The organism is Sulfurimonas indica (genome assembly GCF_009192995.1).
In the GTDB taxonomy this organism is placed as follows: Bacteria; Campylobacterota; Campylobacteria; order Campylobacterales; family Sulfurimonadaceae; genus Sulfurimonas; species Sulfurimonas indica.
Window position 1 is genome coordinate 136,786 of sequence record NZ_SDID01000002.1, and the last position, 13,589, is coordinate 150,374.

13 protein-coding genes are annotated in these 13,589 nt (G+C 37.0%); 10 read left to right on the plus strand and 3 right to left on the minus strand.

Annotated features, from left to right (window positions below; genetic code table 11):
• The first annotated feature begins 11 nt into the window (after positions 1–11).
• Positions 12–776 (plus strand): TIGR04219 family outer membrane beta-barrel protein, encoded by a 765-nt coding sequence (locus ES948_RS01730; RefSeq protein WP_246153797.1) that lies wholly within the window; start codon positions 12–14, stop codon positions 774–776.
• On the opposite strand, the gene ES948_RS01735 is transcribed toward ES948_RS01730, so the two are convergent.
• From ES948_RS01735 to ES948_RS01745, 3 genes are read right to left on the minus strand one after another with little or no spacing between them, the layout of a single operon-like run.
• On the minus strand, positions 773–1,588 hold the full coding sequence (locus ES948_RS01735) for a UDP-N-acetylmuramate dehydrogenase (RefSeq protein WP_152183202.1): 816 nt from the start codon (positions 1,586–1,588) through the stop codon (positions 773–775). The two genes, ES948_RS01730 and ES948_RS01735, sit on opposite strands and share 4 nt — an antisense overlap.
• Positions 1,588–1,854 carry a flagellar biosynthesis protein FliQ gene (fliQ, locus tag ES948_RS01740; protein WP_152183203.1) on the minus strand — a complete coding sequence of 89 codons (267 nt, stop codon included), beginning with the start codon at positions 1,852–1,854 and terminating at the stop codon, positions 1,588–1,590. The genes ES948_RS01735 and fliQ overlap by 1 nt, the downstream gene beginning before the upstream one ends.
• Positions 1,854–2,717 (minus strand): menaquinone biosynthesis family protein, encoded by an 864-nt coding sequence (locus ES948_RS01745; RefSeq protein ID WP_188109421.1) that lies wholly within the window; start codon positions 2,715–2,717, stop codon positions 1,854–1,856. The genes fliQ and ES948_RS01745 overlap by 1 nt, the downstream gene beginning before the upstream one ends.
• Positions 2,718–2,819: 102 nt before the next feature.
• On the opposite strand from ES948_RS01745, the gene ES948_RS01750 reads away from it, so the two are divergent.
• From ES948_RS01750 to ES948_RS01790, 9 genes are all read left to right on the plus strand, one after another.
• The gene (locus ES948_RS01750; protein ID WP_152183205.1) at positions 2,820–3,860 is read left to right on the plus strand and encodes an HD domain-containing phosphohydrolase; all 1,041 of its coding nucleotides are present in this window, start codon (positions 2,820–2,822) and stop codon (positions 3,858–3,860) included.
• A gap of 1 nt (position 3,861) precedes the next feature.
• Complete coding sequence (locus ES948_RS01755; protein ID WP_152183206.1) at positions 3,862–6,942, plus strand: transporter substrate-binding domain-containing protein; 3,081 nt, start codon at positions 3,862–3,864, stop codon at positions 6,940–6,942.
• Positions 6,943–7,076: 134 nt separating this feature from the next.
• Positions 7,077–8,114 carry a recombinase RecA gene (gene recA, locus ES948_RS01760; protein ID WP_152183207.1) on the plus strand — a complete coding sequence of 346 codons (1,038 nt, stop codon included), beginning with the start codon at positions 7,077–7,079 and terminating at the stop codon, positions 8,112–8,114.
• Positions 8,115–8,187: 73 nt separating this feature from the next.
• Entirely contained in the window at positions 8,188–9,453 is a 1,266-nt protein-coding gene (gene eno / locus ES948_RS01765; RefSeq protein ID WP_152183208.1) for a phosphopyruvate hydratase, read from the plus strand.
• 9 nt (positions 9,454–9,462) lie between these two features.
• Positions 9,463–9,741, plus strand: a complete 279-nt coding sequence (locus ES948_RS01770; RefSeq protein WP_152183209.1) for a hypothetical protein — start codon at positions 9,463–9,465, stop codon at positions 9,739–9,741.
• A 44-nt stretch (positions 9,742–9,785) separates the two neighbouring features.
• Positions 9,786–10,445: an AMIN domain-containing protein gene (locus tag ES948_RS01775; protein WP_152183210.1), complete on the plus strand. Its 660-nt coding sequence runs from the start codon at positions 9,786–9,788 to the stop codon at positions 10,443–10,445.
• A 14-nt stretch (positions 10,446–10,459) separates the two neighbouring features.
• Positions 10,460–11,137, plus strand: a complete 678-nt coding sequence (locus tag ES948_RS01780; RefSeq protein WP_152183211.1) for a glucosaminidase domain-containing protein — start codon at positions 10,460–10,462, stop codon at positions 11,135–11,137.
• A gap of 41 nt (positions 11,138–11,178) precedes the next feature.
• Positions 11,179–12,519, plus strand: a complete 1,341-nt coding sequence (mgtE, locus tag ES948_RS01785) for a magnesium transporter (protein ID WP_343029868.1) — start codon at positions 11,179–11,181, stop codon at positions 12,517–12,519.
• Between the two features lie 18 nt (positions 12,520–12,537).
• Positions 12,538–13,587 (plus strand): hemolysin family protein, encoded by a 1,050-nt coding sequence (locus ES948_RS01790; RefSeq protein WP_246153801.1) that lies wholly within the window; start codon positions 12,538–12,540, stop codon positions 13,585–13,587.
• Positions 13,588–13,589: the final 2 nt, after the last annotated feature.

The window sequence follows — 13,589 nt, forward strand, 5'->3', positions numbered from 1 at the left end:
CTAATATCTTTATGGAGTGGAATATGAAAAAAATCTTATCGACATTAGCATTAGCTGCAGCAATGACTACAGTTGTAAGTGCTGATATGATGCGCATTGAAATGGGTGGAGGTGTTTGGAAAGAAACGCCAAGTGGATATGCAAAGAGAACAGATAGCGGTGGTGTTTTACATTTAAATGGTACATATACAAGTAGAGAAAAAGAATCAAGTGAAGCGTACGCTTGGCTTTTAATTAAGCATCCTATATTCATTATTCCTAACATAAGACTTGAGTATGTTAGTATTTCCGATGAAGGTCTTACATCAGGGTCAGTTAATGGGATTAATATTCCAGGTTCAGCACCGACTACAATGGATATTAAAGAGTACGATATCATTCCATACTACAATCTTTTAGATAATACTTTTTGGACAACGATTGATTTAGGCTTGGATGCTAAAGTAATAGAAAGTGATGTTGTTGTAAGTCCAGTTACGGGATTTTCAGGATATACAACAACAGATACAACGGTTATCCCTTTAGTTTATGTCAGGGGAAGAATTGAAATACCTTCAACTGGACTTGGTTTGGAGGCAGATGTAAAAGCTATAACAGATGGGACAGATACAATGTATGATGTCCGTGCAAAAATAGATTATACGTTTGATTTTGATGTTATTCAGCCTGGTATAGAAGTAGGTTATAGAACACAAAAAGTAAAAATCGATGATGGGTCTACACAAGTTGATTTAGATTATTCAGGTGTTTATGCTGGTTTAATGCTTCGTTTCTAATTATTATGTAAATTTTTGAGATACTCTCTGTCGAGTATCTCAATCTCTAACTCTAATTGTATGCCAAACTCTTTATAAACTCTTTGTTGTGCTTCTTTTATCAAAAAAAGAGCATCCTTATAGGTTCCATTGGCTTTGTTGACTAAGAAGTTTGCATGTTTTTCACTAAAACACATATCCCCTTGCATTACTCCTTTTAAGCCCACTGCTTCTATGAGTCTGCCAGCATAATTTCCCTCAGGGTTTTTAAAACAGCTTCCTGCACTTGGTGTTGATGGTTGATTTGAACGCATCTTTTTAAACATGGCTACTTTTTTTTCATCAAAACCGTAAGAGAGCTCAAAAGTAGCCTCTAAAATCGGCTCTTTTATATTCGTAAATCTATAGCCGTAGTTGATTGCATCTCTGTTATAGGTTCCAGAGAGAAGTTTTAGACTCAAGAGATGATTAAAGATTTCATACTCTTTGAGCCCTGCGTTCATATAAACCAGTCCACCGAGTTTCCCTGGAAGATGAGAGAGAAATTCAAAGTTTGCGATATTGTTTTTTTTGCAATAAGAGGCAATTTTTCCAGAAGGTGTGGCTGCACCAATGATAAGTCTATTGTTTTGTACTGTAATGTAGTCAAAATCTTTGCTAAGCATCATCAGTGGGGGTGGATTGTCACCGATGAGAACATTATTACAGGCCCCTATAAGATAGTAGTCTTGAACTTCATCTGCTTGAGACTGTTTGTCTAAAAGTGTTACATCAAACGTTCCACCTATTTTAAAAGAGGAGTATTTGGAAAAATTAATAGATTTTGTCTGCATTACTCAACAAATGTAGGAATAAGAGCAAAAATATGCGTAGAGAAATCTGTCATCTCATTGAGCATCCAAGGCATTGTTAAAACGATAACGATAACAACACCGATAATTTTAGGAATGAAAGAGAGGGTCATCTCATTTATCTGTGTTGTTGCTTGAAAAATGGAGACTGCAAGACCGATAAGCATACCGGTAAGCAGTCCTGGAAGTGCCAAATAAAGAGCGATTTTAAACGTCTCTACACCCAGCTCTATGAGTTTTGATTCCATTATGAATTCCTCAATTCCTGATACTCTGTTGGAATTAAATAATCTTCTATTTTTACAAGTGTATCATAAAAACCGTGTTCAAAGCCAATCTCAAAGAGTTTATCTATTGCTTTGTATTGGATGGGACTTAGAGTAATGGATTCATCATTAGCGTAGAGCTCAAGATATTTGTCAAGTGTTGCTGCATCAATGCGAACCAAATCACGTTCGATTAACATTTTTGAGAGTCTCTCTTTATGATCACGTGCGACCTGAACAGCTTTAGTAAGTGTTTTTTCATACTCTATGGCTTTGTTTAACGGCAGTGAGCGGCGAATTGCCATACCACCGAGTGGAAGTGGTAATTCCTCTCCTGCGAGTTCTTGCCAGATATCCCACATCTCACGCTCAACTTCAAGCTCGTCATTATAGGTCAAAATCGACTCATGGATTAAAACACCGGCATCAACAGCACCATCGAGTACTGCCTGTTCAATCTCTAAAAAATTCATATATGTTATGCGTGCATCAGGGTAGGCGATGCGAAAGAGCATCGCATTGGTCGTATGCTTACCGCTGAGAGCTACTTTAAAGTTACGTTTGAGTTTGCTCCCCTTTTTCTTGATGACTTTTGGACCGTAACCCTCCCCAAAACTTACAGCAGTACGTAGAGGTGCATACTCCTCTTTGATGTGCGGATAGAGCGCAAAACTGATAGCAACAATGTCATACATACCGTTAAGGGCATCTTCATTTAATGTTTGAATATCTTTTGCGATATCGTCAAAAGTGACATCTTTCATCCCTACCCAGCCAAATTTAATGGCGTAGTACATGAAGATATCATCGGCGTCAGGTGAGTGTGCTATAAGAGTTTTTTTCATGAAAAAGATTGTAACCAAATAAGAATAAAAGTGGACTAAAAGGGTTTTAAAGTAGAAAATATGATATACTAAAAACAAATGTCATAGAGTAGGACCGTTAAGATGGATTTGAAATATCAGATTTTAATTGTTGATGATGTTGCTGACAATATTCAGGTAGCCATGAATATTTTAGAAGAAGACAATTATGACTTCTCTTTTGCTACTTCAGGAGAAGCAGCCTATGAACTGCTTTTAAACAATGAATTTGATTTGGTGCTGCTTGATATTATGATGCCGGGGATTGATGGTTTTGAGCTGTGCCAAATGATGAAGCGCCATGAGAAGCTCAAAGATATTCCCGTTATTTTTTTAACGGCAAAAGTTGATATAGACTCTATATCACATGGTTTTCGAGTGGGTGGTGTAGATTATATTACAAAGCCTTTTCAGGCTGAAGAGCTTATAGCTCGTGTGAAAAACCATCTGCAACTCTATACAGCAAAAGAGATTTTAAAGTATCACAATATTACTTTAGAGAGGAAAGTAAAACTGAGTGAGGAGCGTCTACTTACTGAACTTGAAAAAAATCAAATCGAGATGATCTATATACTATCAGGTCTGATGGAGTCTGTTTCAGATGAGAGTAGTGAACATGTTCGTCGTGTAGCGGAGATCTCAAAACTGCTTGCACATTATCATCAGAGTTTGAGTGATGACGATGAGGAGGTTATTTATCATGCAGCGCCTATGCATGACATTGGAAAAATAGCCGTTCCTCAGGCGATACTTCAAAAAGAAGCTCCACTTTCGGTACAAGAGCTAGAGATTGTCAAAAAACATACAACAAAAGCGCACGAACTTTTAAGAAACTCTTCAAGAAAAATTATGAAAGCAGTAGATATCATAGCCCTTGAGCATCATGAACGCTGGGATGGTTCTGGTTATCCGAAGGGGCTTCGAGGAGAAGATATCAATATCTTAGGGCGCATTGTTGCTGTTGCTGATGTTTTTGATACCTTGAACCATGACAGAGTATATGCTAAAGCATGGGATGCAAAGAAGTCTGCATCCTATATTATTGAGCAAAGCGGTAAACAATTTGATCCTACTGTTGTTACAATATTTCAAGAACATCTTGATGAGTTTTTAGAGATTGTGTAGTATGCGTTATTTTTTCATTTTTTTCTTTTTACCATTTGTGCTTTTTGCCGGAGAATTAGCACTTACTCCACAGGAAAAAGCTTATTTACAAGAGCATCCAAAGGTTGTTTTAGGAGCTGACTATTCATGGGCACCTTATGATTTTATGGATGCATCAGGAGAACATACAGGGATATCTGCAGATTTTTTAAAGCTTATCGCACAAAAAAGCGGACTTGAGATAGAGGTAGTTCCCGATAAATGGTACAAAACTATGGAGCGCATGAGCTCAAAAAAGATTGATGGTCTTGCCTGTGCTGCAAAAACACCAAGCAGAGAGAAGTTTCTTCTTTTTACAAAACCGTATGTAGCAATGCCTCTGGTTATTATTACTCTCACGCAAACAGATGATATTGAAACACTTGCTGACCTAAAAGATAAAATCGTTGCCGTCAATGAGGGTTCGTATCTGCATGAGTGGTTAAGTAAAAATCATCCGGAGATAAAACTGCTGCTTACCTCTTCGAACAATGATGCACTTGAAGAGGTCTCTGTAGGGAATGCCAATGCATATATTGGAAATATAGCAGTTGCTACCTATATCATTAAACATAACTTTCTAGCGAATCTGAAGGTTGTCAATAAAGTTCCACATATGCAAACAAAAGTAGCTGTTGCCATCGATAAAGAGAAGCCTCTGCTTTTTTCTATCATGCAAAAAGCGCTCGATGCAATTACAGAGAATGAAAAACGTCAAATCATTAATAAGTGGTTTGATGCAACACTGCTCAATAAAATAAACACAAGACTTGAAACACTCACGCAAGAGGAGCGAGAGTGGATTGAAAGACATCCAACTTTGCGTTACAGTGAAGTAAACTGGAAGCCTCTTTCCATCATAGAAAACAATCATATGGGTGGTATGCTTGGCGATTATATGGCACTGCTGAGTAAAAAGACAGGTTTGCAGTTTGTTTATAAGCCATCAAAATCTTGGCCGGATGTGCTTCAAAACTTTAAAGAGAACAAAATTGATTTGGTTCCGGGTGTAGGAGAAAACCCTTATGAAAACTCCCTTGGACTGACATCAAAAACATTTGTCTCTTTTCCTTTTGTACTGGTCACAAAAAATGAGAAATCTTTTGTCAACAATATTGATGACATAAAAGACAAAGTTATCACAGTACCAAAATATTTTACAAGTTATAATTACCTCAAAGAGTATAAAAAAGATATCAAAATAATTCCTACAAACTCTATTTTAGAATCACTTGAACTCGTAAAAGATGGGAAAGCCTACGCATTTTTAGGGCATATGGCTACAGCGATGTATTATGTCGGAAGATATTATCCAAATGAGCTACATATCGCCGGTAAGATAGATTTTAAATTTAACCATAAATTTTTGGTACATAAAGAGAATCATATACTTTTAGGCATTATCAATAAAGCGATAGAGAGTATCACAGACCAAGAGCGTCAAGATATAACAAACAGATGGCTTGCAGTAACTGTGAATGAAGCAAAGGACTATACTTTGATCTTTCAAGTTGCAACACTATTGATTATACTGATAATTGCCGCTTTATATTGGAACACAAGACTCTCAAGAGAGATTAAAGAGCGTAAAAAAGCTGAACAAGAGTTGCAAAAGGCAAAAGAGGCTGCTGAACAGGCAAACAGAGCCAAGTCAGAATTTTTGGCAAATATGTCTCATGAGATCAGGACACCTATGAATGCAATTATTGGTTTTACTGAGCTGCTAAGCGAACAGATTCAAGAGGAACGACTCAAATCCTATGTAAAAACGATTCAATCAGCAGGTAACACACTTCTGATGCTCATCAATGATATTTTAGACCTCTCCAAGATAGAGGCAGGAAAGATGGAGTTGCAAAAAGTACCGACAAATATCTATGAGCTCTTCGATGAGGTAGGCTCCATTTTTGAACCGACGATCAGCTCTAAAGGTCTGGAATTACACATAGATATTGACAACAAAATACCGCAAAGTCTTTTGCTTGATGCGACACGGCTGAGACAGGTCATTTTTAATCTTATAGGCAATGCTGTAAAGTTCACTTCCGAGGGAAATATCAATCTGATTGTAAAGATAGCCAATATTGATGAATATAAATCGAAAGTAGATTTGGAAATCATCGTAAAAGATAGTGGAGTGGGCATTCCAAAAGATCAGTTGGAGAAGATATTTCAGGCCTTTAAACAAAAAGACGGACAGGACAATAGAGAGTATGGAGGGACCGGACTTGGTCTTGCGATCTCAAAAAGATTGACTGAAATGATGGGCGGTAAAATTAGTGTAGAGAGTAGAGAGCATATAGGATCAAAATTTATAATCAAACTCTTTGGGATTGATATTGCATCACTCCAGAACAAATTTTTTCCTCAAGAGAGAAAAAGCAAGAAGAGAAAAAAAGTAGTTTTTGAAAAAGCAAGAGTACTGGTTGTTGATAATATTGATGATAACAGAGAGTTGCTTATTAATAATTTTCAAGATACAAACCTTGCTGTTGATAGTGCAAAAAATGGACTTGAGGCACTACAGATGGCAGAAAAAAATGCGTATGACCTGATTATTATGGATATTCGTATGCCGGTAATGGATGGTTATGAAGCAACGCGTGCCATAAAAGCAAAAAAAGAGATTCCTGTCATTGCATTGAGCGCATCAGTTCTCAAGGGGGATTTTACAGAAGTTGATAAAGAGTTGTTTGATGCATATTTGCGTAAACCCATTCATAAAGAAGAGCTCTTTGATGTGATAAAAACTTTTTTAAAACATCAGCTTGTTGAGAGTGAAGCTCAAGAGAAGATAGATTTACATGAGATTCTTTTGCGTGAGAAACTTTGTAAAAAACTCTTAAACGTGGTAACTCCACTAGCAGCTCAGGCAGTGAAAAGTCATAATATGCAAGATATAAAAGCTTTTGCATCAGTACTTAGAGAGATAGCAGAGAGCTATAATGACAAAGACTTGAAACGTTATCTTGAAGCTCTTGAAAATGCCATAAAAGCTTTTGATGTCAAAGAGATTGAAAAACTTTTACATATCTATGAAGCATTTGAAAAAGAGGTACCATAGTTGTCTTTTTTTCGTTAGAATTTCGCATATTTCTAGAAAATTCTATTTAAAAATATGGCAAAATGACATATTTTTGAATAGGTAGGATTTTTTTACCTACAATTACTCCAAATTTCATAATAAGTGAGTCCAAAATGGATGCAAACAAACAAAAATCATTAGACTTGGCTATTAAGCAGATAGATAAGGCCTTTGGAAAAGGTGCTTTAATGCGCTTGGGAGATAAAGAGATTGAACCGATTCAGTCAATCTCAACAGGATCTCTTGGCTTAGACTTGGCTCTTGGAATTGGTGGTGTACCACAAGGAAGAGTTGTAGAGATTTATGGGCCGGAGTCTTCAGGGAAAACAACACTTGCGCTTCAGATAACAGCAGAGTGTCAAAAACAGGGTGGGGTGTGTGCCTTTATCGATGCGGAGCATGCTTTAGACGTTGTGTATGCAAAAAATCTTGGCGTAGATATCGATAATCTTTTGGTTTCGCAACCTGACTATGGTGAGCAGGCACTTGATATAGTTGAGACAATTGCGCGTAGTGGTGCGATTGATTTAATTGTGATTGACTCTGTTGCTGCACTGACTCCAAAGGTTGAGCTTGAAGGTGAAATGAATGACCAGCAAGTAGGTGTACAGGCGCGTTTGATGTCAAAAGCACTGCGTAAACTTACAGGTGTGCTTAACAAAATGAACTGTACAGTAATTTTTATCAATCAGATTCGTATGAAAATCGGTATGATGGGATATGGCTCTCCGGAGACGACAACAGGCGGTAATGCTCTGAAGTTTTATGCCTCTGTACGTATTGATGTGCGTCGTATTGCATCCCTAAAACAGGGTGAGAGCCAGATTGGTAACCGTGTAAAAGCTAAAGTGATTAAAAACAAAGTAGCTCCACCATTTCGTCAAGCTGAGTTTGATATTATGTTTGGTGAGGGAATCTCAAAAGAGGGTGAACTTGTTGATTATGGTGTAAAACTCGATATCGTTGATAAAAGCGGTGCCTGGTTTAGTTATGGCGAGACAAAGCTTGGACAGGGACGTGAAAATGTCAAAGCGAAGTTCAAAGATGAACCAGAACTTGCAAATGAGATTGAAGAAAAAATCAAACAGGCCATGGGGATTAGCTCTTTAATGACCATGGATACTTCAGAAATTGCTGAAGCGGATGTCTAGAAGAGAAATAGCTAAACAAATTTTTAATTGAATTTGGTTAAAATACGGCAATTTATTTTATGAAGGCAGATATATGTTTATAGATAACGTAAGTGCGATAGAAGTAATGGATTCTCGTGGTAATCCAACAGTAAAAGCAACAGTGACTTTGAGTGATGGGACAATAGCAAGTGCAATCGTTCCTTCAGGGGCAAGTACCGGTAAGCGTGAGGCATTAGAGCTTCGTGATGGTGGTAATCGCTATATGGGAAAAGGTGTGCTTCAGGCTGTTGAGAATGTAAACAGTATTATCTCTGATGCACTCATCGGTATGAGTCCGTTTAACCAAGCTGTCATTGACGGTATGATGAAAGAACTCGATGGAACACAAAACTATGGAAAGTTAGGTGCTAATGCAGTTCTAGGTGTTTCTATGGCAGTTGCACGTGCTGCAGCACAAAGTCTTGGTGTACCACTTTACCGTTACCTAGGTGGTGCGAATGCAATGGTTATGCCAACACCAATGCTCAATATTATCAATGGTGGAAGCCACGCTGATAACTCTGTTGATTTTCAAGAATATATGATCATGCCTGTAGGTTTTGAAGATTTTGCAGAGTCTCTTCGTGCTTCTGCTGAAGTTTATCACAATCTAAAAGCTATTTTAAAAGCAAAAAAACACAATACGGCGCTTGGTGATGAGGGTGGTTTTGCACCAGATCTAAGTTCAAACGAAGAGCCTATTCAAATCATAATGGAAGCAATTGAAAAAGCTGGATACAAGCCTGGTGAGCAGATTGCAATCGCACTTGATGTTGCTGCGAGTGAACTTGTAACTGAAGGTGGCTACAGACTTGATAGTGAAAATCGTACGGTATCATCAGCTGAACTTGTTGCTTATTATGAAGATTTATGTGCGAAATATCCGATAGTATCTATTGAAGACGGCCTGAGTGAAGATGATTGGGATGGATTTAAACTCATGACTGAGAAGCTTGGAGATAAAATCCAAATTGTTGGAGATGATCTTTTTGTTACAAATGCAAATATCTTAAATGAAGGTATTCAAAAAGGAATTGCAAATGCGATTCTTATCAAACCAAATCAAATTGGTTCAGTCTCTGAGACAATGCTTACTGTTCGCCTTGCACAGAGAAATGGTTACAAATGTGTTATGAGTCACCGCTCCGGTGAGAGTGAAGATGCTTTCATTGCAGATTTTGCAGTTGCTCTTAACTGTGGTGAGATCAAAACAGGCTCAACTGCACGTGGTGAGAGAACCGCAAAATATAACCGTCTTTTAGAGATTGAAAATGAAGTAGTCTATGGTGAATATTTAGGATCTGCTCTTTTTAACTAAGAGAAGTTTATGAACAAAGAGGAGCTTTACGAAGAGATTGATACCGAGGAGAGTATAACTCAGCGATACTTGGGACTTTCTCTTAAAAAGTTTTTTCTTTTGTTCATTTTGATAGTCCTGTTTGGGATCTATCTGGGTATAATTTTTTATGGAACAAATTCACTAGAGGTTCTTTTTGGTCTGCAAGACTATGAGAATTATCTTCAAGATGAAGTTGTACGACTCAAAAATGAGAATGCAGAACTACAGCGTGAGTATTTTGAATTGAAAGAAATTTCTGCACAATAATCATATAAATTTGCTATAATGTTTACAAAAAACAGGTGTTTTATATGATAAGACTCTTTTTAGCCCTTCTTTTTCTTCCTCTTTTTTTATTTGCGAGAGAAAATCCATTTTTTCCGATTGATACGGCAGAAAATATTCCCTTAACATCGAGCAAGATTGAAAAAGCACCACCACTCAAACGTGCTACATTGACATTTCCTTCTACTGCAAGAATATTGGAGAGTGTTACTGTAGAGTATAAAAACCTTGACGGCTCAATCGCAACGAAAAAGATTCAGCTGCATAATGCAGTGGATTGGCATCTGCCGCTCTTTATCTCTCAAAGTTATTATGAACCTTCTACTGAAGGTAAACAATCTGTCATTGTAAAGAAAAAGAAGAGACCTGCTCCTAAGAAAGCACAGTACAAAAAAATTGTATCATTAAATTTTATAACATTTTATGCATATGGGAAAAAGCTAAATGTAGTAACAAAAGAGAAGTTGTTACGAGATTTTTTACTGACAAAACCACATAGGATAGTTTGTGACTTTAAACGTGAGACAGATATAGGAAGTTATGTGAAGAGTATCAAACACTCTTTATTTAAAAAGATCAGAGTGGGAACGCATAAAGGCTATTATCGTGTCGTTATAGAGTTGGATGGGTACTATCAGTACAAAGTTAAAAAAACTTCTTCAGGCTATCTTTTTACATTATTATAATTTAAAGGAAGAAAATGAAAATTTTATTGACAGCTTTACTGCTTTTGAGTAGTTTAACAGTGACAAACTGTTTCGCAAAACAGCAGCATTATTCTGTTAATGTAGTACCAAAAAACATGAGTGTCCAAGAGAAGAAAAAGCGGTTTTTTGCTCTTTTGGTACCACCGATTGAACATGTGCACAAAGAGTTGCAAAAACAGTATCTTGAAGTAAAAAAAGATCTACAAAACCACACAAATCAAGAAAAAATCGCAGCTCTGAAAAAGAAGTATAAAGTAAAAACGGATAAAGAACTTCTTATTGCTTTAAAGCCGCATCCTATGAGTATAGCTTTGGCGCAGGCTGCCATGGAGAGTGCATGGGGTACATCTCGATTTTTTCGTGAAGCCAACAATATCTTTGGTGTCTGGAGTACGAGTTCGAAACAAAAGAGAATCGCAGCATCGCAAAAACGTGGAAAGCGAACGATCTGGGTCAGAAAGTTTGACAACCTTGATGAGGCAATCAGACAGTACTACTTTATGCTTTCATCTTCACTACGCTATAAAGCATTCAAACAAATGAACTATGAGGGCAAACCCGTTACAGAAATTATTAAAGGCTTAAAGCATTATTCTGAAAGAGGCGATGCGTATGTGAAAGAGCTTCGCAGTATGATCCGCTATAACAAGCTTACAAAATATGATAAATGATGAATCATAGTAAAGTAGCAAAAGTATAGCTATTATCTGCTATAATTTCGCTCATGAAAGAAATTAAAAACTATATAGCATCTCACGATGTCAGTGAGATGCATCCTTCTGAAATCGCCAATATTTTACGAGGAATGGATGATGGTAAATTTAGTCAAGCCATCAAAATCGTTCCAAAAGAGCTTGTTGGTGATGTAGCTCTCGCACTTCCAGATAGATATTTTGATGATGTTGTTGAAAATTTAAGTGTGGATGAGCTCTCTCAAGCTGTATCTGAACTCGAATCTGATGATCAGTTAGAGTTTATGCAAGAGCTTGAAGATGTTGATGAAAATGTTGCATCACAGGTTTTTGAAACACTTGCTGAAGATGATAAAAAAGAGATAGCACAGCTTCAAAAATATGAAGAAGATGAAGCTGGTGCCTATATGCAGCTTGAAGTCTTTACAGCTCACGCTGATGAGATTGTTCAAGATGTCATTAAGCGTTTTGCACGTCTTCGTAAGGCCAATGAACTTGAAAATATTCAAAACCTCTTTATTGTTGATGATCATAATAAACTTCTTTATACGGTAGGTTTGGATGATTTACTCATCTTTGATTTTTCAAAAACAATAGAAGAGAACATTGGAAAAAGTGATGAGTCCTTTGAACCAATCAAGGCATATGACAGAGAAGATATCAAAAAGGTCGTAGAACTTTTTAAACAATATGATGTTTCTGTTATGCCAGTCGTAAATGAAGAGGGTGTTTTGCTTGGTCGTATCACCTCTGATGACATCTATGATATAATTAACGAACATGCAACAGAACAGATGTATAATCTAGCCGGTGTTGATGATGAAGCAGAAGAGGATGAAGATATACTAAAAGCAGGGCGTAAGCGTGCCTATTGGCTTGGTATCAATCTTTTAACAGCGATTGCCGCCTCTTTGGTCATCGGTATATTTGAGAGCACTATTAACTCTATGGTAGCTTTAGCTGTACTGATGCCTATTGTCGCTTCGATGGGTGGTAATGCAGGAACGCAGACACTGACAGTTGTTGTACGTCAGTTGGCTCTTGGTGAGATATCACAAGGGGATGCATTCCGTTCTATCAAAAAAGAAGTAGCCATCTCTTTGATGAATGGGCTGATCTTTGCTCTTGTGATGGGTATGATAGCCTGGACATGGTTTAATTTGCCAATGCTGGGTGTGGTCATTGGACTCTCAATGATCATAAATCTTTTTATGGCAGGTTTTTTTGGTGCTGTTATCCCATTGGTGTTAAAATGGTTGAAAATTGACCCTGCCATTGGAAGTACGGTCATCTTGACAACTGTTACGGATGTTGTAGGTTTTTTCAGCTTTTTAGGGCTTGCAAAAATTATACTATTATAAGGATGATATAACTTGGAATTGCTACTCATATTTTTTCTATTATCTGTAGGCATATCTTTTGTATGTTCGGTATTAGAGTCAGTACTTCTTTCCATAAACATGTCATATGTAGCAGTATTGGAAAAAGAGAGACCATCAATCGGTAAACTATTGCGCCTTCAAAAAGAGAATATCAATAAATCTATTGCTTCTATTTTGATTTTAAACACTATTGCAAATACTTTGGGTGCAGCAGCTGTTGGGGCTCAGGCTTCAGAAATTTTTGGAAATGATGCGGTTGTTGTTGTCTCTGTTATACTGACATTTGCCATTCTTTTTCTCTCTGAGATCATTCCAAAGACTATCGGTGCAATTTACTGGAAAAAATTAGCACCGCTTGCAGCCTATTTTATTAGAATTTTTATCTGGTTAACCTATCCTATTATCTTAACAACACTTGCGGTGACTAATAAAATTTCCAAAGGAAAAGATGACGCACATAGACTTACAAAAGAAGAGCTACTCGAGAGTATGTTGATGAGTGAAGATGAGGGTGTTATTGATGAAAAAGAGTCTGATGTTATTGAAAATATGCTCAATCTTGACAATATCAAAGTCTCAGAGGTTTTAACACCAAGAAGTGTTGTTTTTGCACTCGATGAAAATATGACTATCGAAGAGGTTGTGAAAAAAGAGGAATCTATATTTAAATTTTCCCGTATTCCTGTCTACAATGAAAGTATCGAAGATGTAACCGGTTTGGTGTTGACAAAAAGAATATTTAAACAACTGCTTAAAAACAAAAAAGCAACGCTCAAAGAGATAAGAAAAGATATCTTTGCTATCAATGAAAATGTACCGGTAAGTAAGGCTCTTGACCTTTTTATATCGAAAAAAGAGCACATGTTTTTAGTCAAAGATAATTATGATCAGACTGAGGGAATTTTAACACTTGAAGATTGTGTTGAGACAATTTTAGGTGTCGAGATTATGGATGAGAGTGACACCACAGCAGATATGCGCGAACTTGCAAAGAGAAAGATGAAGCTAAAGCGAAAGCTTCAAGAAGCAAAGAATGCGCAAAAGTAAAC